26 protein-coding genes, 1 tRNA gene and 1 other annotated feature (1 of these 28 only partly in view) are annotated in these 21,483 nt (G+C 38.5%); of the genes, 10 read left to right on the top strand and 17 right to left on the bottom strand.

The genetic code is table 11. The annotated features are described in order from the left end of the window. Positions 1-5 precede the first annotated feature (5 nt). The 10 genes from BQ5341_RS07255 to BQ5341_RS07215 are packed head-to-tail and all read right to left on the bottom strand — an operon-like array spanning position 6 to position 6,551. Entirely contained in the window at positions 6-1,967 is a 1,962-nt protein-coding gene (locus BQ5341_RS07255) for a DNA polymerase (RefSeq protein WP_071131348.1), read from the bottom strand. Further along, complete coding sequence (locus BQ5341_RS07250; RefSeq protein ID WP_071131347.1) at positions 1,964-2,512, bottom strand: hypothetical protein; 549 nt, start codon at positions 2,510-2,512, stop codon at positions 1,964-1,966. Before BQ5341_RS07250 ends, BQ5341_RS07255 begins: the two co-directional genes overlap by 4 nt. Positions 2,513-2,569: 57 nt before the next feature. After that, entirely contained in the window at positions 2,570-3,145 is a 576-nt protein-coding gene (locus BQ5341_RS07245; protein WP_071131346.1) for a DUF2815 family protein, read from the bottom strand. Positions 3,146-3,181: 36 nt separating this feature from the next. Next, the gene (locus BQ5341_RS07240) at positions 3,182-4,357 is read right to left on the bottom strand and encodes a DUF2800 domain-containing protein (protein ID WP_071131345.1); all 1,176 of its coding nucleotides are present in this window, start codon (positions 4,355-4,357) and stop codon (positions 3,182-3,184) included. Further along, the gene (locus tag BQ5341_RS07235) at positions 4,357-4,851 is read right to left on the bottom strand and encodes a hypothetical protein (RefSeq protein WP_071131344.1); all 495 of its coding nucleotides are present in this window, start codon (positions 4,849-4,851) and stop codon (positions 4,357-4,359) included. The genes BQ5341_RS07240 and BQ5341_RS07235 overlap by 1 nt, the downstream gene beginning before the upstream one ends. A gap of 13 nt (positions 4,852-4,864) precedes the next feature. Then, positions 4,865-5,608, bottom strand: coding sequence for a hypothetical protein (locus BQ5341_RS07230; RefSeq protein WP_071131343.1), 744 nt, complete (start codon positions 5,606-5,608; stop codon positions 4,865-4,867). A gap of 44 nt (positions 5,609-5,652) precedes the next feature. Further along, positions 5,653-5,877, bottom strand: coding sequence for a hypothetical protein (locus tag BQ5341_RS07225; RefSeq protein WP_071131342.1), 225 nt, complete (start codon positions 5,875-5,877; stop codon positions 5,653-5,655). A 13-nt stretch (positions 5,878-5,890) separates the two neighbouring features. Further along, positions 5,891-6,031, bottom strand: coding sequence for a hypothetical protein (locus BQ5341_RS10590; RefSeq protein WP_162840226.1), 141 nt, complete (start codon positions 6,029-6,031; stop codon positions 5,891-5,893). 17 nt (positions 6,032-6,048) lie between these two features. Further along, positions 6,049-6,315 (bottom strand): excisionase, encoded by a 267-nt coding sequence (locus BQ5341_RS07220; protein WP_071131341.1) that lies wholly within the window; start codon positions 6,313-6,315, stop codon positions 6,049-6,051. Positions 6,316-6,341: 26 nt separating this feature from the next. Continuing rightward, positions 6,342-6,551 carry a helix-turn-helix transcriptional regulator gene (locus BQ5341_RS07215; RefSeq protein ID WP_071131340.1) on the bottom strand — a complete coding sequence of 70 codons (210 nt, stop codon included), beginning with the start codon at positions 6,549-6,551 and terminating at the stop codon, positions 6,342-6,344. A 133-nt stretch (positions 6,552-6,684) separates the two neighbouring features. On the opposite strand from BQ5341_RS07215, the gene BQ5341_RS07210 reads away from it, so the two are divergent. The 4 genes from BQ5341_RS07210 (at position 6,685) to BQ5341_RS07195 (ending at position 10,607) form a co-directional block, all read left to right on the top strand. Beyond that, entirely contained in the window at positions 6,685-7,110 is a 426-nt protein-coding gene (locus BQ5341_RS07210) for a helix-turn-helix domain-containing protein (RefSeq protein ID WP_071131339.1), read from the top strand. Between the two features lie 217 nt (positions 7,111-7,327). Continuing rightward, positions 7,328-8,260 carry an ImmA/IrrE family metallo-endopeptidase gene (locus tag BQ5341_RS07205; RefSeq protein WP_158661758.1) on the top strand — a complete coding sequence of 311 codons (933 nt, stop codon included), beginning with the start codon at positions 7,328-7,330 and terminating at the stop codon, positions 8,258-8,260. A gap of 142 nt (positions 8,261-8,402) precedes the next feature. Further along, the gene (locus tag BQ5341_RS07200; protein ID WP_071131337.1) at positions 8,403-9,287 is read left to right on the top strand and encodes a hypothetical protein; all 885 of its coding nucleotides are present in this window, start codon (positions 8,403-8,405) and stop codon (positions 9,285-9,287) included. A gap of 123 nt (positions 9,288-9,410) precedes the next feature. Next, entirely contained in the window at positions 9,411-10,607 is a 1,197-nt protein-coding gene (locus BQ5341_RS07195; RefSeq protein ID WP_071131336.1) for a tyrosine-type recombinase/integrase, read from the top strand. Positions 10,608-10,659: 52 nt separating this feature from the next. Here the strand turns inward: BQ5341_RS07195 and BQ5341_RS07190 are convergent, their stop codons facing one another. Continuing rightward, positions 10,660-11,991 carry a C1 family peptidase gene (locus BQ5341_RS07190; RefSeq protein WP_071131335.1) on the bottom strand — a complete coding sequence of 444 codons (1,332 nt, stop codon included), beginning with the start codon at positions 11,989-11,991 and terminating at the stop codon, positions 10,660-10,662. A gap of 174 nt (positions 11,992-12,165) precedes the next feature. Between BQ5341_RS07190 and BQ5341_RS07185 the strand changes: the two genes are divergently transcribed. Together BQ5341_RS07185 and BQ5341_RS07180 are read left to right on the top strand one after the other, a co-directional pair. After that, complete coding sequence (locus tag BQ5341_RS07185; protein ID WP_071131334.1) at positions 12,166-12,549, top strand: GntR family transcriptional regulator; 384 nt, start codon at positions 12,166-12,168, stop codon at positions 12,547-12,549. Then, complete coding sequence (locus tag BQ5341_RS07180) at positions 12,546-13,931, top strand: PH domain-containing protein (protein WP_083378633.1); 1,386 nt, start codon at positions 12,546-12,548, stop codon at positions 13,929-13,931. The genes BQ5341_RS07185 and BQ5341_RS07180 overlap by 4 nt, the downstream gene beginning before the upstream one ends. A gap of 63 nt (positions 13,932-13,994) precedes the next feature. Here the strand turns inward: BQ5341_RS07180 and BQ5341_RS07175 are convergent, their stop codons facing one another. The 3 genes from BQ5341_RS07175 to trpS all read right to left on the bottom strand — a co-directional run bounded on the left by BQ5341_RS07175 (position 13,995) and on the right by trpS (position 16,153). Beyond that, positions 13,995-14,492 (bottom strand): GNAT family N-acetyltransferase, encoded by a 498-nt coding sequence (locus BQ5341_RS07175; protein ID WP_071131332.1) that lies wholly within the window; start codon positions 14,490-14,492, stop codon positions 13,995-13,997. A 206-nt stretch (positions 14,493-14,698) separates the two neighbouring features. Then, positions 14,699-14,771: transfer RNA gene (locus tag BQ5341_RS07170), tRNA-Thr, on the bottom strand. A 371-nt stretch (positions 14,772-15,142) separates the two neighbouring features. Further along, positions 15,143-16,153, bottom strand: a complete 1,011-nt coding sequence (gene trpS, locus BQ5341_RS07165) for a tryptophan--tRNA ligase (RefSeq protein ID WP_071131331.1) — start codon at positions 16,151-16,153, stop codon at positions 15,143-15,145. Between the two features lie 168 nt (positions 16,154-16,321). Between trpS and BQ5341_RS07160 the strand changes: the two genes are divergently transcribed. The 4 genes from BQ5341_RS07160 to BQ5341_RS07150 all read left to right on the top strand — a co-directional run bounded on the left by BQ5341_RS07160 (position 16,322) and on the right by BQ5341_RS07150 (position 18,713). Continuing rightward, positions 16,322-16,846, top strand: a complete 525-nt coding sequence (locus tag BQ5341_RS07160) for a hypothetical protein (RefSeq protein ID WP_071131330.1) — start codon at positions 16,322-16,324, stop codon at positions 16,844-16,846. Further along, entirely contained in the window at positions 16,822-17,013 is a 192-nt protein-coding gene (locus BQ5341_RS10510; protein WP_158661757.1) for a hypothetical protein, read from the top strand. Before BQ5341_RS07160 ends, BQ5341_RS10510 begins: the two co-directional genes overlap by 25 nt. A 107-nt stretch (positions 17,014-17,120) precedes the next feature. Then, entirely contained in the window at positions 17,121-18,095 is a 975-nt protein-coding gene (locus tag BQ5341_RS07155) for a ring-cleaving dioxygenase (protein ID WP_071131910.1), read from the top strand. A 3-nt stretch (positions 18,096-18,098) separates the two neighbouring features. Further along, positions 18,099-18,713 (top strand): flavin reductase family protein, encoded by a 615-nt coding sequence (locus tag BQ5341_RS07150; protein WP_071131329.1) that lies wholly within the window; start codon positions 18,099-18,101, stop codon positions 18,711-18,713. Positions 18,714-18,758: 45 nt separating this feature from the next. Here the strand turns inward: BQ5341_RS07150 and BQ5341_RS07145 are convergent, their stop codons facing one another. From BQ5341_RS07145 to BQ5341_RS07135, 3 genes are read right to left on the bottom strand one after another with little or no spacing between them, the layout of a single operon-like run. Beyond that, a complete protein-coding gene (locus BQ5341_RS07145; protein ID WP_071131328.1) occupies positions 18,759-19,610 on the bottom strand; it encodes a MetQ/NlpA family ABC transporter substrate-binding protein in 852 nt (283 codons plus the stop codon). A gap of 29 nt (positions 19,611-19,639) precedes the next feature. Then, on the bottom strand, positions 19,640-20,329 hold the full coding sequence (locus BQ5341_RS07140; protein WP_071131327.1) for a methionine ABC transporter permease: 690 nt from the start codon (positions 20,327-20,329) through the stop codon (positions 19,640-19,642). Beyond that, complete coding sequence (locus BQ5341_RS07135; protein WP_071131326.1) at positions 20,322-21,353, bottom strand: methionine ABC transporter ATP-binding protein; 1,032 nt, start codon at positions 21,351-21,353, stop codon at positions 20,322-20,324. The genes BQ5341_RS07140 and BQ5341_RS07135 overlap by 8 nt, the downstream gene beginning before the upstream one ends. A 57-nt stretch (positions 21,354-21,410) precedes the next feature. After that, positions 21,411-21,483, bottom strand: a binding site (T-box leader); it runs 170 nt beyond the window's last position.

Genomic DNA, 21,483 nt, shown 5'->3' with positions numbered 1-21,483 from the left:
TCCACCTAATCCTTCATATAATATTTCGTTTCAAATCCGGCAGCGGCTAGGGGTAACCCTTCTGCCCAATCAGGTACGACAGCTAAAATCTCATTCATTTCATCGATGGACTTTTCAGCATCTGGCACCTCCGCCACTGCCTCATCATGGATATGGAAAACAATTGGATAGCCTTCATTCTCTAACCTGAGCATCGCCTCAGCCAGAACATCTCTTGCAGTCGCCTGGACAATATTTTCCACCAGTTTTCCGCCATAAGTTTGCTGTTTTGTGAACATCACTTTATCACCCTGACCCTCATAAAAAACAGCAGGACCATAATCACCTTCTTCTAAATGCGCTTTGGCGTAAGCTAACTTTCTGCCACTTGGCAGCTGAATGAAAAGAAAACCGCCTTTTTTGAAGAATTTCAGCCCTCTAGGTCCTTTTCTCACACCACCATTTTGAAGGCAATCAATGACTGCTTTTTGCGTGCTGAACCAAAAATTCTTAATGCGTTTATTGGTGTCTCTCCAACGATCTACAATATCTTGTAATTCATTTTCTTTAATGCCGTTTTCCAAAGCCCCCATTGCTTTTAAGGCGCCGGGTCCGCCTTGGTAGCCCAATGCGAGAGTGGCTACTTTTCCACGTTGTCGCATCGCCTTGCCCTCAGGGCTTTTCCAGTTATACTCGGTCACTTCGCCAAGATGGAACATTTGCGCGGCAGTCGCTTCATAGATTTTTCCGTGAGTGCGGAAAACATCAAGCACCCATTCTTGATTGGCGTACCAGGCGATTACTCGTGCCTCGATAGCTGAAAAGTCAGAGATAATAAACCGATGTCCCTCTTTTGCGACAAGCCCCGTGCGGATCAATTGCTTCAAGGTATCTGATACCCCGTCATACATCATCTCGATGGATTCGGTGTCTTTCGCTTTGACCAGCTCCCGGGCAAAACCAATCTCATTGAGATAGTTTCTTGGGAGATTCTGTACTTGTAGCAAACGACCCGCCCAGCGTCCGGTACGGTTAGCACCATAAAACTGTAAAATGCCATGAATACGTCTGTCCCTACAACGTGCGCCATCCATCATGATGTACTTTTTTGTACTTGAGTTGGATAACTGTAATCTTATTTCTAAAGCTCGACGAACAATGTCGGACATCGGACTTACTTTCAATGCTAGTTGCACGGCATCTTTACCTAATGTTTCAAAAGGTGTCCCTTGCACTGCTAACCATTCTTTGAATTGCTTCAAAGAATTGGGATTTTCTAGTCCCGTTACTTCTTTTAGTTTTTCTGTATTTCTTTCTGTCAGTTCCGCCATGATGTCAATCGCCGCAGCTGCCAATTCATGATCTATTTCAGCCCCTCTATCATTGATTCGCTGATCTAAGCTGTATAGTTCCCATTCACTTTCTTTTACTGGAAAACGATTGAGCTTTTTGGCAATGGCCATTTCAACATTCACGTCCTGTACGCAATAATCAGTAAAAGTTGCCCATTTTTCTGGATCGTGTTCGGGTAAATTTCTTGCCCGTTGCCCATTTGCCTTTGTCGGCTTACAAGGCTTCGAAAAGAAATTGATTAACTGTGTGCCTCTTGTGTCCTTTTGCTGTTCAATATTGAGATACTTCGCGCATTGTCCCAAAGATGCGGGTAAGCCTAATTCATTTGCATGGACCATGGTACAATGCCAGGCAGCTGGATTTAAAAAGTTGCCACCAAAGTAATAATAAGATAAGCAGACCCGTTCAAATTGTGCGTTAAAAGCAATTTTTAAAACCTCATCGTCAGACAAGGCTCTTAAAATTTCATCGGGTATTTGGTTTTTCGTCGTGTCTATGATTTCGACGTCCCCGCCATCAACAGAATAAGCGAATAGCAAAATCTCAAAATTCGGACTGTCAGCGTATTTATAAACACCCACTTTCGGTAAATCCACGGCAGAATACGTTTCAATATCTATATTTAAAGTTTTCATACATTCTCAGCCTTTTTTATTGGCAGACCAAGCTTTGACTTGTCAACTAAGACCATGGGTAGTTGTACTTCTTCCTCCTTAAATACATCGATATCAAAGCCCAATTCAGCTAGATATTCCACACCTTTTTTAGCAGTCAACTTATCTAAATTAGCCAGAATTGCATCGTATTGTTCATTAATCACTTCCCTTTTTTTATCAAAGGGAACTTGCACTTTTCCGTAACCAGGGATTGAATCAGTTTTCAAGTTTTCAAAAAAGTGTTGCTTATATTCTTTAAAATCTTTAACTTGATGTCTAGAGGAGCTACCATAGAAATATGTGCCAAGGGAGTTTGTAAACTCCACTAAAACATTATTTGATATGAGAAAATCCTGTACTTTCTGGAAGTGGGATTTTAAGATTTCAAAATCGGAATCATTCTGTTCCCACCAGCTCGATACGTGATCTAGTAATACGGAATTTCGATCTTCTCGTAAATTATTTAATACCTTTGAGCGAGTTATTTGTACCTGTTTTTCTAAACGTTTTTTTGTTGGTTTCATTTTTTTTGATCCTTTCTACTAAAAGAAAAGGGGCGTTTCCGCCCCCAGCTATTAGATTTATGCAAACATGTCGTCGTCACTGTCATCTTCCCAATCAACATCCGAAAAATCAGATTCAGCATTGGCGCGTCCACCTAAGAAATCGCCTTTCCCTGTGGTTAAAATGTTGTTAAGACCCGCACTGATTCCTTTATTTCCTGCCGTTGCATACGCATAAAAATTGATGGATGCAATCGCATAAACACCACTGTAGACATCATCTGGGCTATCAGTTTTAACCAACATACCTCCCTCACGTTTCACAACTTGGGGTTTCGTTTTACTAGAGACATTGATAAACATTTTATTTGCGAATTCTGGTTGTTCATCTGTGTCCATTTCTTCGTCCGCATCCCGTAAGGTCGTTTTAAGATTTCCGGGTTTTACACCTTTTAACTTATTATCTTTTGCAGCTTCATACGCAGCTTTAATAGCTTTTTTCATCGCGTCAAGTGTTTCTTTATCGCTTTTATCGATGATAAGCATTGTCGAATATTTAGCTTCTTGCCCTTCAAACGCCTTTGGTTGTAATACATTTGCATAGCTTAAACGCACCTTGTTTGTAATTACTTTCGTTCCGTTTGCTTTTGCCATTTTAAATTCCTGCTTTCTATTTTTAGTTGTTTTTTTTTATTCGTTGATTCCATCAAAATCATCTATTGCTTGATCTAAACTATTGAGCGCTGGACGTTTATCCTTTTCCGGCACTAGAACGGGTTTGCCCTCGGGCTTCATAATATAAGGGGATGCCAGTTCTTCAAATTGCTTTTTGCCAACTAATTTTTCTAATGAAGTGATGGTTTGAAGTGATCTTGGCTTTAAGATTTGTTCATCTTCAAAACCCTCGGCTTCTAATAGATACAGTACTGTTTCTTCATCAGCTATTTTTCGATTGCTACGACCAGCAACAAGTTTCCAACCCGGGTAGTTGTCTTCGCCTTTAAGTGCTTGACCTAACGCATATTGCTCAACGTGCTCCAGCCATTTTTTGATTTCCGATGACCGTTCAAGAATTTCAGCGATTTCGCTGGGTTCTAGCAAAGGTGCCTCTTTCAACTCATATTTATCAACCAGTTGAAAGTTCTTTTCGGCTCTTGGACGAAGTTGGGCACGAACTTTGGAAAACTTCACTACGTCGTCTGTAATGGTCCATTCTCCGATACCCTCATATGCTTGAACAGCGCGAGGAGCTACATAGTTATCCGCCCAGTAAAGTAATTCATCCTTTTCTATTTCAAACGTGGAGACATTATCTAGCCGCGGCTGAACGATGGTCATTTTTACCTTGTCAAATTCATAAGCTAAATCGTAAATATTCACAACACCCAGTGCGTAAAGCATAAGTTGGACATTTTGATAAGCATCAACGGGAACGCCTTTGCCGTATTTGAGGTCAATAATTTCCACGACCCCATCAGCTAAAATAACAACGTCGCTAGTACCAAATCCATCAGGCACCCAAGGACTAAAATCCACCCGGACTTCTAGATCAACATCCGCATTTTCGTAAGAGTTGACATGTTCCATCACCATTCCCACATGATCATTCACATAGTCATCCATTGATTGACTGAAATAGCTGTTCATGGCTTTGAATTTATTGAAGCGTATGGAGTAAGCCCGTTTAGATATCTTCCCTGTTTCATATTGCAGCTTGATTTCAGCCAAGCTGTGGGCTGCGGTACCTTCTTCCGCAAAAACACTGCTACTATCTTTGAACTGTTCTTCTAGTCGTGCAATCGGCGGGCAAATGAGCCACCGATGGGCGCTACTGGCTCCTAACATGGCATGTCCATTAACCGGCATTATTTTTCACCTACCAGCACTTCTAAGTCCGTCAAGAATACGGAATAATCTGCTTCTTGCAGGTCACTTAACTTTTCAACATTCATCCGACTAAAAGCAATCTTTACTGCATCGCGGTGGCCAGCACTGATGGCATCCTTCATTGCTTTTTGAACATCAGTTTTTTTGGCGTTTGGGTACTTTCCTTTTGTTGCTGATTTTTCGTTCTCGTCGTCATTTTCATCTACTATCTCGGATGAATCCTCTTCTTTAGTACGCTCTACTGCTTCGTCAGTTTTTGATGGTTCGGTGTCTGAGATCAAGTCCGTAGAGTCCACTTCTTTTTTCGGTGTGGACACCTTTTTCTTTTGTTTTTCTGCTTCCGTTACTTCTTTTTTTCCTTTGACCTCAGCGACTGCCTTTTCCAGAACTGGTACTGGGTTGTTTGAAAATGCATAAACGTGATTCATTAGTTCTTCCACCGTTTCTGCGCTGATTGTTAGTGTAATTGACATTAATTTTTCCTCCTTATGAAATTCGTATTGGTGTAACCAAATAATAAAAATCTTTCGCAACAAATCGGACAGGCATCACGCTTGAAATGAACTGCAATTCAATCATTTGAATGTTTAAGCTAGAAGCCAGTTTAAAAACATCATTTAAATATCTTGTGTTGATTCCAAACTTAAGAGGTTCGGCATCCTGCCAGTTATTAATCTTGACCGTGGCTTTTTCCAGGGGCTCTTTTATTTCATGAAGAGGAATGAATTCGATATAAGACTCATCGTCCTTAGTAATATATTCAAAAGTAGCTGTTTCACAAGCCTTTTCTAAAATCATCGTTGATTTTTTAAAGTCACTTACATCTAAAAATAAAGAACTTTTTGCCACCTGCAGTGAATCTACAATACGATCGAAGTCGGGATAGCTCTTCCCGTCAGTTCCCAAAAAATAATCATCTTCTACCTCATTTAAGATTCCACCAAGCCGAACAAGCCGATGCGCACTTCCCGCTTGGGCAAAACCATAAGATGAAATTTTGATTTGCCGGATATTGCTTGTTCGCTGCTCTATTTTTTCCCACTGCTCATATTTTGTTCTGAAATCTTCCAATCTTTTAACCCAGGCGGAATACTTTTTCTTATAAGATAAGCTCTCTTTTTCTTTTTCTAACTCTGGTTCTGCTGGCTTTTTGGGTTCTTTGGGAGCCTTTTTGGCTTTCAACTCCTTGAAAGTCGAATAATGCTTTTGTAAGATATCGATTTTATCCACTTCTTAAAATCGTTCCTTTCTGCTACAATGTAGCTGTAGATTATTTATTTCAGGCCTTTGTCAGTTGCTGCTGATAAAGGCTCTTTTTTTATCTTCTGTTCATTTTTTGTGTTTGTGGCTGTTAATCCAACATCTGTCCCGCGATATTTAATAGCGCAGTCTGCGTGCTGTACGCGCCACCCTTCACCAGCAATCCGCTCAAAATGACCTTCGCCGGTTTTGACAAGGCGACCACATCGATAACAGCGACCCGGATATTTATTTCGCATGTCTGTTTCCTCCTTATCTTGTCATCCACATAATAATAATGACTGTCACAGCAACAGCATTAGTTAGTAAACTTAAGTATGCTATCGCCTGTGTACGCCGTAATTTGATAACACCAGTTACCGGATGAATTGCTGCTAACCCTCTTTTTTTCATTTGTTCTGCCCCCTAAATTATTTTTTTCGACGGTAACGATTTTTATCCATCCATCGCACAAACAAATCGAAGGTGTCTAACTCAATCAAAACAATTTTGTGCGTGGGATGAATAACGCCAGATGCAAATTCCGGAATTTCGGACATTTGACTGATCCATTTGTTAAGACTTGCCTTCGAAATAGAGTACATTTTAATTACAACGTCCTTGCTACCGTATTTAATTTCGGCTCGTTCGGGATCCATCGCTACTTCCTCCAAATCAATCTGAATTGGTTTGGGCATGGGCTCATACCTCCTCTCTTAAAATATCAACATTTGTTGATATTTTTATCAAAAAAAATAGTCCATTCAAAGCTAAACGCTTTTGCTATTCGCATTGCGGTGTGCACACTTGGATCTCTACGACCGGATTCAATAAACCAATATCCTTGCTTGGATAGCTCTGTCAGTCTAGAAGCCTCCAAAATAGTTAATCCTGCCTTCTCTCGTTTTTTTCTTAGCCAGATGCGTTCTTTCATTTATATCACCTCCTTGACAACAATATATCATCACTATTTGTTGATGTCAACTAGTAGTGATAAAAAATTTGATTTTATAAACAGGTAGTGATACAATATTATTAAATTAAATACTTATGCAGGAGGAATGAAAATGGTACCATTTAAAGTAAGACTTCAAAAACTAACAAGTCTGCGAGGCTGGTCTCAGGCAGAATTATCAAGACAATCAAAAATATCTCCACAACAGATAAGCTATTATATGAATGGTGACCGAGAGCCATCAAAAGACAATTTGAAGAAGCTGGCAAAAGTTTTTAATATCCAGACCGAATTTTTCTTAACCGATATTGTTTCTGAAGAGGTCATGGATGACTATATCGAATTTGGTATATATGAGGGATATGAGGAATCGCCTTCAATAGAGGTGGGAGATACTCCGGAATTTTTTCAAATTCAACGGAAGTCAAAAAAGCTCAATCAGAAGGATCAAAAAAGACTTTTGAAAATAATGGAAGCCACCTTTGATGATATAGACAATGGCAGTTTTAAAGAAGATAACGATGATGACGACCTGTAGGAGTATTACAAATAGCCCTGATTATGCATACGCACAAAGTATTGCATATGATACTGTTTTAACATGTAACCAGAAAAATCTACCAATCTCGGTAAAGAAGATTATTCGTGATATTCCGAATCTGCACATACAGAAATACACTAGTTTTGCAAAAAAAAACGACCTCACTCTCGACGAAGTTTATGAAGAACTTGACTCAGAGGAAGGATGTTTATGGATGCGAAAAGACGGGCAGTTTATCATTTTTTATAATGATACCGTTAGCAACATAGGTCGCTCTCGATTCACAATTGCGCATGAATTAGGACACTATTTACTTAAGCACAATGAATTGACAAAAAAAACAAATTTATCCCGATATTCTCTGTCCGAATCCGAATATGATATCTTTGAAAAAGAAGCAAACTATTTTGCGAAGCGCTTATTAGCCCCAATCCCTCTTGTGGATACATATCTAGTCAATTGGGAAACTATTACAGCGGAGTGCATTGAATTTGCATTTGATACCTCTTATACTGTTGCACTTCATATTATTAACGATATTGACAAGAGGTATAGAAATTCGAACATCGTTCGAGAGCACCACCCTATGGTGAACAATTTTATTGATTTTATAAATCGTGATTCCCAAACTAAACTTTGTTTAACTTGCAAAACACTACAGCCAACAAAAGAAAAATTTTGTAAGATTTGTTCTGGGAAAAATTTCCTTGAATCAGCTTATAAGACTTACACTTCATTCTATTTGGAAAGGACTAACGAAATGAAATATTCAGGTTTTAAATTAAATGAGTTCTATCGCGCGACTACGTGTCCAAAATGTGGAAACGAGCAACTAACAGAAACACAAAATGCCTGTCAAGTTTGTGGCACAAACATTATGAATCGGTGTTTAGGAGAAATGCCCGAATACCCCATGACGCCATCAGAAACTATCCAGTCATCAGGTGGCTGTGGACAAGGACAGTATGGTCTCTCCGGAGATGCTCGCTTCTGCCCTTTTTGTGGAGGTATAACATCTTTCTACTATCAGCGACTTCTTAAAAGCTGGGAAGATGAAAAGGAGGAACAAGAAAAAAGACTTCAAACACTTCCAAATTCCTTTTCAAATAATACGAGTAGGGTATTTGCATCGGGAGCTACGAATTAACTCAAAAACAAAAAAGATGCAAAAATGGAAACAAATATTAAACTTTGGTTCCTGGGCTACTGTTTTAAAGCTATGTAGAAATCTGGCGACTACCACTGCCTGCCGCTAAGTGGGAGCTAAATACTTTTTTGGAGGAGAAAAAATGAAGAAGCCATTGTTGCAAAGAAAGTGGGTTTGGGTTGTTATTGTTCTAGTAATTTTAGTTGGTGGTTCTGAGATTAAATCACAATTTGAAAACAACAGACAAGATAAAGTTGTCGCTGAAGCAACTAAAAATGCTGATAAAGTTCTAGCAGGGAAAGTTGAAATCCCAGATCCCTACTTTAAATCAAAAGAAGAAGTCGAAAATTTATTCCAACAAGCGGATTTGACTGCTGATTTTGTAGTAGTAAACTTTGATAAAAAAGCAGATACGAATCAAAGAGCAATCAAAATAGGCGACTGTGATCAACTTGATGCAGATCAACCAAATGTTACGTATTACGGAGATAAAGAAGTCGGTGAAAAATATGGTTTTTACGCAGATGAGGGTTCAAATATTATCATCGGATATACTGATCACGACTATGATGGCAGTAGACAAAAAGACAACTCTTCGGAAACGAAAGAATCTAGCGAAACTATTAGTTCATCAACAGCTGAAGAGCCCCGTAATATCACAGAAAATTTAGCAATGGATACAAACGAAGCTTTCATCAATCATTTAAGTAATTTACAGGTTTTGGAAGTAAATGGCATCTATATTGAAGACGGCAACTACACAACTCAAATTACTTTGGAAAGTGCGGGGTCGCTGAAAAGCGCCATTAACCAAGTGGCGCAAGCAGTTAGGTTGTTAAGTGATACAGATTTGTCTCAGTTCTCAAACGTCGGAATCAGTGTTAAAACGATATTGTCGGACAACGAGCTAGGTTTTGTTGTCAAATCAGATTGGGACCCCGCATTTATCAATTCTGAAAAAGCTAAAATTACGCAGAATAAAAATGTCGCTGACTTTGCGAGGTCTTGGTGGCAAATAGAAGAATAGAATTTTAAACAAAAAAAGACACATCCCCCGCCCGGCAAGAACGTGGATGTGTCATAGCAAAAATAAACCTGAAATAGGTCTCTTTTCTGTACCCTATTTTAGCACAAAAAGGAGAAAATCAAAATGTGGGTAGAAGAAAGAACGGATAAAAAAGGTAAAACTACTTATAAGTACATAGAAAGATTTGAAAATCCAGAAACAAAAAAACTTATAAAAAAATCCATCACGCTTGAAAAAAATAATCGCCAGGTCTGGAATTTTGCCCAAAAAGAACTTAATCGCATGATTGCCGAAGAAACAGACAAGGTTAAAGCCAAGTCGCAAGAAAATGGAATTATCCCAAATGATAAGACACTTGGGGATATGATAGATGAATGGTTCCTAGAAATTAATGATCCTAGGTCTATCCGGCCAGTTAAGGGTTCGACTTTGTCTGGGTATAGCTACGGCATTGACGCTCTTAAAAATAAGTTAATGATCCTTGAAATAAATATGCGGGTCCAGGACGTCACATTTGATGATGTACAAGCTTTTTACGACCGTATGACCTTTGACATAGGTTATCAAAAATCTTACGTCAAACGATTCAGAGCAATCATCCGTGGAGCATTCACCCTTGCCTATAAGAAAAGATATGTACGAAATCTGGACCAAATCCACTTCTCGCGAATCAAGGAGCCGCTAAAAACAATTCAAGACATGGAGAAAAGGCAAATCCCCCGCTACTTTGAAAAGGACGAGGTCAAAAAAATTTTTGAAATATGTAATAGCTACAACCCTCTATATACTCAAGTTTTTGAACTTCAATATTTAACGGGCATGCGATTTGGCGAAGTCATGGCGCTGGAGGAAAAAAATTTTCGTGAAGGATTCTTATTAGACATTCACGGAACTTTTGACAACGCAGTCAGAAGCAAGACGCGTCGAAAAAAAGTACCACCAAAAACCAAAAAATCATTCCGAACAATTGAACTTGGAGACAAAGCAGTTGAAATCATTAAGAGCCGCATTTACCATAACCAATTTATCAAAGATAAAAAGACAAATTTTCTATTTGTTACTCGCCATGGTAAGCCGTACGACCTAGGAACTTTAAATGGTTTTCTTAATGCACATCAGCAAGAATTTGGGATTACCACAAAAGCGAGCACCCATGTTTTTAGACATACACATATCAGTTTGCTGGCTGAAAAAAAAGTCCCACTGCAGGTAATTATGGAACGTGTTGGACACGAGGACCGAGAGACAACTGAAAAAATTTATATGCACGTCACAAAAAAACAAAAAACAGACTTACTAAAAACCCTGAATAGTTTTTAATAAGTCTGCCCCCTTACTGCCCCCTCAGACGAAAAAACGTCTGTAGTCCTTGCTACGCAAGGGCGCCCATTGGATCCCAAGGTGCAAGAACTTTTGGTTCAGCTTCAAAAGCTTTTAGTTGATCTTCAGATAAAAATTCTTTGCGAACAACGATTTGATAAGTGTATTCATCCATCCAAGCGTCGCTAGCAACGAAAAATCCTTTTTCGCCAACTTTATCGCCCCATGAATTTTCGACTTTCCATTTTGTTGATTGACCATTGACAAGATCCACACCAGTTAAGACCATAGCGTGCGTCATTAAGCTTTCGCCATAATCAAGGCGTTGAGCTTTAGTCGTATTTAAATCAAAATCAAAAGTACCATTTAAATCATAAATATCATTAGCCATAATTCCTGATTGACGTTGGGAAGATTGACCAACATCACAGCCAAACCAAACAGATTCGCCTTGTTCAAGTTGAGCGATGGCTAATTTTTTGAAAGTAGACATATCGACATTCAAATATTTCACTTGTTTGCCATCAACGACATTCCCTAATAATTCCACAGTATAAGATTTATCATAAGGTTTGTCTTTTGTTGGTGCATTGATAATACTTACATATTCGTCAAGGTCAACGCCAACATATTCATCGTAAAATGATTTTGGTGTTAAATTTTGGGCAATATGATAATCGCCATCACCATTGCGATATTCAAAATCAAAAGTAGCAGGTGGTGTGCCTAAAGAAGCGGATAAGAAATTATAAATTTCAGCTAACATGCCTTCTTTAACATCAGCAATTTCTTCAACGGCTGCATCAGAAGCAACCAATTCCCGTAAAATTTGAGCATCTTTACGCAATTTTTTGTTAAGTAAAGAATTTAATTCCCGTGAGTTAGAACTTGCAGCTGATTCGGGAAATACCGTTTTTGGTACGACGCCATATTTTTGGAATAAAGAAACAATCATATCCCATTGGCCGCCGTCTTGTTGTGGTGTTTGTAAAAGAAAAGCCACTTTGCGGCTAGTTAAATCTTCTTCAGCTGTCCCGAGAATATTTTCGTAAAACCAATTGGCTTTTTCATATTTATCCCAGAAAAAAGTATAACTTTGGGACAATTCGAAATCTTTTAATTGAAATTGTCCTAATAATTTATGACGGAAAGTATTTAAAGCTGCAAACATCCAGCAACGGCCAGATTGTTTTTGGTTAGCTACCGGACCTGTTGTCAGATCGATAGAAAAAACCGGTGTATTATTGACATGGCCTAATTGGCTTTCAGCAGAGCTTAAGATTCCGTTTTTAGTAACGGCCCGTTGAACGGCTAATTTTTTGCCATCTTGAACAAATTTTTCGCGAAAGTTTTGCGTTTGTTCCGCTGTAATTTCGTGTGACATTGAATCACTCCTTAGCAAATTTTAATTTCTAAGCCATTCTACTCTTTTTAAAAATGAAGTTCAAGGGCTGAATGAAAATTCATGAAAATTTTCAAAAAAAATAATTGATAAACTTTCTTCTTGTCTTATCTGTATTAGCGTGTATAATACAAGATATCAAAGGAGGTTAGCAAAATGATTTTAGAAATAGATCCACAAAGTAACGAGCCGTTATATTTACAAATGAAGCGGCAAATTATTTTAGGCTTGGCCCATGGTCAGTTGGCTTTTGGTGAGCAGCTCCCTTCAGTGCGGGCTTTAGCTGATGAAATTGGCGTCAACATGATGACCGTTTCTAAAGCTTACACTGCTTTAAAAGAAGACGGCTATCTGGTGACTGATCGCCGGACCGGTACGAAAATTGCCGAAAGCATTCCGGAAGCCAATGATTTTGTCGATCATTTTACCCAAGAGCTCTCGTTACTTTTAGCGGATTGGTTTAACCATGGAAAATCAGCTGAAGAATGCCTGACACTTGCTGCAAATATTTTGGAAACATTTAGAAAGGAACATCAATGATGAATTTTATTTTTTATTTAATTATGATTATGATTAGCGGTATTTTTTATGGCATGAGCATTCTGCAAAGCCGCCCGCACAAAAATATTTTATTAGAAAATACTTTACCGAATGAGGCGTTACACAGCGAGGAACTTGCTGATTTCATCAAAAAACATCGCCAGAAAAATTTATTCGTCGCTCTTTTTTCAATTATTTTTTATTTGCCTTTACTTTTTATTTCTTACGATTCCTTGCTGATTCTTTATTTTTTTGTCGGCATGTTCGCTGAAATTGGCGTTTTTTATGCTCTTCAAGTTATTTCTATCGGCCGCTTGTATCATTTAAAAGTCGCCCAAAATTGGCAAGTCCCCACCGCTGAAAAAATAATTGTCGACACGAAAACGATTCAACAAAAAAATCAAAAAATTATTTCTCCCTGGTGGTTTATGCTGAGCCTGCTCTTAAATATTATCGCCAGTTGGCTGATTTATACTATTTTTAAAACCGGCGCTGCTTTTTGGTGGACCTTGATTGGATCAATGGCCCTGACGTTCTTATTTGTTGGTCTGTATCAAATTATTAAACATTTGCCAGTGAAGGCTAACACAAAAGATGCCTCAATTAATCAGCAGTTCAACGATTTATTTGTCCATGACTGGTCGCTTTTAACTGGGGTCTCCAGTCTGGTTCTTGCTGTGATTCCGTTTTTTATTCCTTTGTCTCTGAACGCTATCCCTCCTTTTGATACTATTTTGTTTAGCGTCTTAATCATAGCCGTAATTGCCTACATTGGCTGGACTTTCTGGTTGCTTTTTAATACGCGCAAAAAACAAGATAATTTGCTCGCGAAAAGTCAGATCATTTATCGGGATGAGGATCCATTTTGGCGCTTTGGCATTTATAATAACCCTGCCGACAAACGGTTGAATGTCCCGGACCGCATTGGGATGAATATTTCGGTAAATTTCGGTCGTCCTTTCGGTAAATTGATTTATAGTTTACTGGGAGTTTTCTTAGTTGCGTTGGTCGTCTTTGTCACGGTGCCCATGCTAAAAGCGGACTTTAGTGATGATGCTTTCGTGGGGGAAATTCAAGATCAAGTGGTTTTACTAAAAGCGCCACTTGCCGCAGATGCCCATATTAAATTTTCTGAGATTGAACGAGTTGAAGAAATTTCTGAGCTTCCCAAAAATCGGCTACGCATTGCTGGAACAGCCACCAATCATTATTTAACTGGAAAATTTCAAATAGCCGGTAGTTCTGCGAAACTTTATATTTACCAACCTAGTCAACCTATTTTAAAAATCTCCACCAAAAATACAATTTATTATTTTGCCAGTAAAAATAGTGCCGACACTAAAAAATTAGCCGAAGAATTAACGAGTCAATTCACTAAATAAATCAAAAAAACCTGTCTGATTAAGTTCAGACAGGTTTTTTGATTTTAATAATCGAAATGCATGTCACTTTTTAAATCTTTTCCCGAAAATAATTAAATCTAATAACTTATCCCCAGTATCGGCGACTTGCGGCAAAAATCCGTATCTCTGATAGCCAAATTTTTCAAATAAATGGCAACTAGCCTGATTAGTAGAAAAAATAAAAGCCAAAAAAGTAGTTAAACCAATTTCTTCACCGATTTTTTCTAACTCACTTAAACATTGAGCGCCAAGACCTAACCCTTGCGCATCTTTGGCTAAATAAATGCTCACTTCTACCGTTTTTTCATAAGCCACTCGTCCGTAAAAATCAGATAGTGAAGCCCATCCGATTATTTTCCCTTGCTGGCAAGCTACTAAAAGTGGACGGATTTCCGAATGTTTAGCAAACCAAATCGCTTGTTCTTCTATGGTCACCGGTTTTAAGGTGGCGGTAATTTCTCCAGCAATCACCGCGTGATTATAAATTTCCGTGATAGCAGGTAAATCTTTCAACTCAGCTTTTCTAAATGTAATCATCATTTTTAAACTCTTTTCTTTGCTTAGTAAAAAAACACCGTCGACGAATTTCAAAAAAGAATTAAGCGAATTTTAGACCAATAAAATGTGTGAACAAAAAATTAAAAATAAAAAATTTAAATTTGGCTTTTTTAAAGTAAAAAGTCTCGATTATTTTGGTCAAATTTTGGTCAAGCGGCTAAGAAACCTTGATTTAACGGTACACAAAGAGCCACCTGTCGGATTCGAACCGACGACCTCTTCCTTACCATGGAAGCGCTCTACCTGCTGAGCTAAGGCGGCAAAAATTGAAGCTATTTTCATTAAAAAAATGTTATTGAACACAAAAAATAGAATAACTGATTTTTAAAGTTGTGTCAAGAGAAATTCCCGAAAATAATTTAGCAAAATTGCCGCTCCGACTTTTTAAAATCACTTATCAACGGCCTCTTACTGCACTACACTAATAAAAATAGCGGTTTCGAGGTGGCTTGATGATGGCTAGTTTTTATAACGAAGGGATTCCCATTTTTGTCACTATTGTTCTTCATTATAGTGATGGGCGTTTTTGTTTTTGCAATTGGTTTTCTTTTTTTTAATTTGATTTTCAACGCCACTGCTGAAAAAGAAACTGCCAAAAAAGACACGCCATACATTTTGGCGTGTCCATTTTTTTATTTAAAATAATTAATTCCCATCGCAGTTTTTACTTCAGATAAAGTTTGGGCAGCCACTTTTTCAGCTGCTTCAGAGCCTTTTTGTAACATTTCATAAATGGCCGCTGGATCTTTGGCAAACATTTCTCGGCGCTCTCTCATGGGCGTCAGTTGATTATCTAAAACGTCAATTAAATATCGTTTGATCGCCACGTCCCCTAATCCACCTTTTTGATATTGAGCTTTCAAGTCGGCAATTTTTTCTGAGTCTGTGCCAAATACATCCAAATAAGTGAAAACCATATTTCCTTCCACTCGTCCAGGATCGGCCACATGAATATGTTGCGGATCAGTATACATTTGCATCACTTTTTTCTTGACGACATCCATGGAATCAGCCAAATAAATACCGTTATTCAACGATTTACTCATTTTGCCTTGACCATCGATTCCTGGCAAACGCCCGCTTCCTTTTGGTGGTAACACAGCCACTGGTTCAACTAAAACTGGCGCATAAATATTGTTAAAGTCCCGCACAATTTCGCGAGTTTGTTCTAGCATCGGTTGTTGATCGTCTCCGACTGGCACCAAATTCGCTTTAAAGGCGGTAATGTCGGCTGCTTGGGCAATTGGATAAACAAAAAAGCCAGTAGGAATACTTTCACCAAATTCTTTTTGCAAAATTTCAGCTTTCACAGTCGGATTTCTTTTCACCCGCGAAACGGTTACTAAATTCATAAAATATAAAGTCAGTTCAGCAAGTTGGGGAATTTGTGATTGAATAAAAATAGTCGACTTACTAGGATCAAGTCCGGCTGCCAAATAATCTAACGCCACTTCCATAATATTATCCGCCACTTTTTGCGGATTGCGGGCATTATCGGTTAAAGCTTGTTGGTCAGCGACCATAATGAACATTTTATTTTCAGGATCTTCTTGAAGAGCGACCCGATTTTTTAAACTCCCTACATAATGTCCTAAATGAAGCTTTCCAGTGGGCCGATCGCCGGTTAAAATTGTATTTGTCAAAAATATTTCCTCCTTTGTTCTGTCATTTTTTAGTGTACCGTTTTTTTAACAAAGACTCAAGACTTCTCTGCTGAAAAAAAATTTAGTATAGACCATTTTTTGATTGAATTTCTCTTAATTATTTGGTAAAATCAAGCTAATTATAATGATTTCTGGGAGGAAATTTATTTGGGTAACTCGAGTAACCGCTTTTTTAATTTTTTTTCAACTCCTTCGCGCCTTTATTTATTATTAATCTTTTTTTGGCCCCTAGGATTAATCGCCGTTATCAAAGCCCGAGGCGACCTGACTAGAAATCACAAACTTTTCTTGAGCTCAGGATTTTTTGTTTGGATTGGTTTTATTTTGCTGCTATTTTATGTTGTTGCAATTCAACAAGAAAATTTCCATTTAGAAGGACGAATTGATCAACTAATAGAAAAGAAAGTCCAAGCCCTTCCAACAATCGATACTAACGCGCCAACTTCCACTAGTGAGGTCTCCACTACAAATGCTAGTCAAACGGACACTAGCGCCGTTCAAGTCGCTGATAATCCTAGCTCGACAAGCACTCCCACTTACGATCAAATCCTTCGCAATCCGATTTATTATGCTGGGCAGCAGGTCAGTTTTTCAGGAAAAATATTAGAATTTTTGGCACCGGTCAGCTGTTGGATATTTATATTGCGGTGGATAATAATTCTCAGCTTTTGATGCATGTGACTGATATTATTGCTGAACCCCGTCTTTTAATGTTTGACCAAGTGACCTTCACCGGACTTTACAACGGTTTAACCGATTATACGACTCTAAATGGATCGGACATTACGATTCCAGAAATTAAAGTAGAAAAGCTTTCGATTGTCAATAATGTTAATTGAGAAAAGTTCTCCAAGACAAATAAATTGCATCTTCTTCAAAAAATGTTATGCTTACTTTTAGTAAGAAAAATATTTTTTTGAAGGAGATTTTTTTTATGGAAAAAACAATTGATACACAAATTCGCGGACTCCACCATGTAACAGCAATTACTTCAAGCTCCCCTAAAATTTACGATTTTTTCACCAACGTCTTAGGCTTGCGCTTAATTAAAAAAACGGTCAACCAAGATGATATCCAAACGTATCATTTATATTTCACCGATGATATGGGCTCAGCTGGTACGGATGTAACTTTCTTTGATTTTCCTGGCATTCAAAAAGGTCGTCGCGGAACGAACTCTATTTCACGGACTGGTTTCCGGGTACAAAGTGACCTTGCTTTATCTTTTTGGGCGGAACGTTTCAGCGCCTTAGAAATTAAACATGGTCAAATTTTTGAACAATTCGGCAAAAAAATCTTACATTTTGAAGATTTTGATGGCCAACAATATCAACTTGTTTCTGATGAAAATGACCACGGTGTCGCTCCTGGTACCCCTTGGAAAAATTCTCCCGTTGAAAAAGAAAATACGGTTGTCGGCTTAGGACCAACTGTTGTTACTGTTTCTAATTATGATCATATGAAATTACTTTTAGAAGAAGTGTTAGGCTTTAACTATGTGGCAACGGATGGACAATTTCATCTGTTTGAAATCGGCGAAGGCGGCAATGGGGCTTCCTTAATTATCGAACACCGCAATGATTTGGCCGATGCTATTCAAGGGTATGGCTCAGTCCATCACCTGGCTTTACGGGTGGCCGATCAAGATGCCTTGCGTTATTGGATTAAAAAAATTGATGAATTAGAATTTCCAAACTCAGGATTTGTCGATCGTTTTTATTTTGCTAGCGAATATTTTATGGCCGCTCCTGGCGTTTTATTTGAACTTGCTACTGATGGTCCTGGTTTCTTGCAAGATGAAAATTATGAAACAGCCGGTGAAATCTTGTCCTTGCCACCATTTTTAGAAGGCAAACGTGCTGAAATTGAAGCCATGGTTCGACCATTTGACACGACAGCGCATAACAAACCACGGACCTAGCCTATGAATCAATTTCGTTGTGAAGACTTAAGTCCGGCGGAAAATTATAAATTTTTATCCGGATTAATCATTCCCCGAGCGATCGCTTGGTTGACTACTTGTAACCAAGACGATCTGGTCAATGCTGCGCCTTTTAGTTTTTTTTCTGGCGTCAGTAACCAGCTCCCACTTTTTTCGGTAGCTATTTTACGCGTCGATGGGAAAATGAAAGATAGTGCTAAAAATTTATTACAGCAAAAAGAAGCGGTGGTTCATTTAGTCGAAGAAAAAAATTTGGCTCTGATGAATGCGACATCTAAAAAATATCCCGATACTATTTCTGAAACGGCTGAACTCAATATTCCCCTCATTGATTCCACAGTAATTTCCACGCCAGCGATTGCGCTAGCGAGTGTAAGAATGGAATCGACTTTATACCAGCATATTGAAATTAAAGACCGCAACGGGCAAATAGTGACTGATTTATTTATTTTAGAAGCGAAAATATTTCATTTTGCTGATGAAATATTTGACGCTGAAAAAAATTATTTAAAACTGGATGCTTTAAAACCAGTCGCTCGATTAGCTGGACCAAATTACGCAACGCTAGCTGACGAGATTTATCTACCGCGTCCATAAAAAAATTCTCCGCAAAATTAAATTTGCGGAGAATTTTTTTATTTATTATTCACTGACAGGTTTTACTGAACCGTCCCATTTTTCTAAAATCCAATCTTGAACTTCTTTTTCATGAAGCACTTCAAGTAATTTGACAATCCGAGAATCTTCTTCTTCCCCTTTACGAACGGCAATCACGTTGGCGTACAAGGAATCGTCGCCTTCAAGTAAGATGGAATCTTCCACTGGGTTTAAGCCCGATTGATAAGCGAAGTTGGCGTTAATGAAAATCAAGTCGCCTTCGTCATTATCATAAGCTGAAGTTAATAATTCTGGGGCAATATCTGTTTTGAAAGTTAAATTTTTAGGATTTTCATCAATATCATCAAAAGTTGCTGTTTCCAAATCCACGCCATCTTTTACCGTCACTAAATCAGCAGCAATTAAAATAGTTAAGATTCGGCCATAATCTGGTGTATTCGTAGAAGTTAAGACCGTCGCGCCATCTGGCAAATCGGCAATATCATCGTAGCGTTTGGAATAAGCGCCTAAAGGTTCCACATGAACGGCACCAGCAATCCCTAAAGCATCGTTGTTTTCAGCATTGAAAGCATTAATAAATGGTGTGTGAGCAAAATAGTTCGCATCAATATCGCCAGCAACCAAGGTCGTATCTGGTAACACATAATCGGTAAATTCTTTAATTTCTAACTTGATCCCTTTTTCTTCCAAAAGAGGCATGACATGTTCCAAAATTTCAGCATGAGGACTTGGTGAAGCACCAACGATTAAAGTTTCTAATTCTCCAGAAGCTGATGAACCAGTTGAAGCTGTATCAGTATCATTGCTTGATCCACAAGCAGCCAAAGTAAGTGCGGCAATTCCTAAAGTAGCGATCGTTAATAATTTCTTTTTCATAAATAAATTCCTTCTTTTCTTTTTTTTATTTAACGTTTATCAATTTTTTTGACGATAAAATCGCCCAATCCTTGCACTAAGAAAACGAACAAGGTAATAATAATTGTCGCAACGACAATGACAGTGAAATTATTTCTTTGAAATCCTGAATTCCAAGCCAACTGCCCTAGCCCACCTGCGCCGATGACCCCAGCCATGGCGGTAAAACCAATCATGGAAACAGTCGTCACAGTTAAACCGGAAACTAAAGCCGGCAAACTTTCTGGCAATAATACTTTAAACAAAATTTGTGCTTTAGTCGCGCCCATCGCATTGGCCGCTTCTAATACGCCGCCATCCACTTCCCGCAAAGCCAACTCTACCATCCGCGCAAAAAATGGGGCGGAAGATAAAATCAAGGCCGGATAAGCGGCAATGACACCAATCATGGTACCCATCACTTGTTTTGTAAAAGGCATCAATAAAATCAGTAAAATCATAAAAGGAATCGCTCGTAAAACATTAGTGATAACAGTTACTATACCGTATCCCACTCGGCCCAACCCACTTTTATTGCGAGATAAACTGTAAAGCAAAACTCCCAAAATTAATCCTACAACGAAAATAATCACGGTGGCGACAAGAGTTAAAGTAATCGTATCGCGAGTGGCTTCCCAAACTTTCGGCCAGTCTACTTCGCTAAAATTTAAATATTTTTCAACAAAAGTTTCTTCATTCACCTTTCAACACCTCCACTTCCACGCCTTGCCCTTTGAAAAAAACTAGCGCTTGTTGTTGGTGCAATTCATTTCCTGAAATCATGACGGTCAAATTACCGAAGCGACCATCAATTGTTTTTTGAATCCCGCCGTGAATGACGCTAATATCAATCGGATATTTTCGAATGGCTTGAGAAATCACCGGCTCATTGGCGGAATCTTTTGTAAAATGAAGATTAACAATTAGCCCATCAGGATTTTCATTGCGAAAAGCTTGCAGAATTTGTTCAGTATCATCTTCAGCCGTTTCTTTTTTAACAAATCGTTTCGTCACTTCTTGTTGGGGATTACGGAAAATTTCCAATGTATCGCCACGTTCAACGATGCGCCCTTTTTCCATCACCGCGACTTTATTACAAATTTTGCGAATGACGTGCATTTCGTGAGTAATTAAAACAATCGTTAAGCCAAGCTTTTTGTTAATGTCCATCAGTAAATCCAAAACTTCATCGGTCGTTTGTGGATCTAAGGCACTAGTTGCCTCGTCACAAAGTAAAATTTCTGGCCGATTAGCAAGTGCTCTAGCAATTCCGACTCTTTGCTTTTGGCCGCCGGATAACTGAGCTGGATAATGATCGCCGCGACCGGTTAAACCAACGAGGGCTAATAATTCTTCCGCCCGTTCTTTACGTTGAGCTTTTGGTACACCGGCAATTTTTAGTGGCAATTGAATATTTTCTAAAACTGTTTTTGACCATAATAAATTAAAATGTTGAAAAATCATCCCGATTTTCCGACGAAAATTGCGTAAATCTTTTGTTGATAATTGCGTAATATCTTGATCGTGAACTTTAACAATGCCTTTGGTCGGCTGCTCCAGTCCATTGAGTAAACGAACCAAAGTAGATTTGCCGGCACCAGAATAACCAACAATACCGTAAATATCACCAGCTTCAACAGTTAAATCAACTTCTTGAACGGCAAATACTTCTTCGGTCTTATCGTGGAATGTTTTTTCCACGCCTTTTAATTGAATGATTGACATAATTACCCCTTTCTCCATAAAAAAAATCGCCCTCTCCTTATCTATAAATATAGATAAAGAAAGGACGAATTTAGCTTCGTGTTACCACCTTTTTTTACAAAACTTTTGCAAGTTTTGCCTCACCCAGTAC

It is taken from the genome of Enterococcus timonensis, assembly GCF_900104595.1.
GTDB classification, from domain to species: Bacteria; Bacillota; Bacilli; order Lactobacillales; family Enterococcaceae; genus Enterococcus_J; species Enterococcus_J timonensis.
The sequence above is the reverse complement of the archived record's forward strand: the minus strand, read 5'-3'. Positions and strand labels throughout refer to the sequence as shown.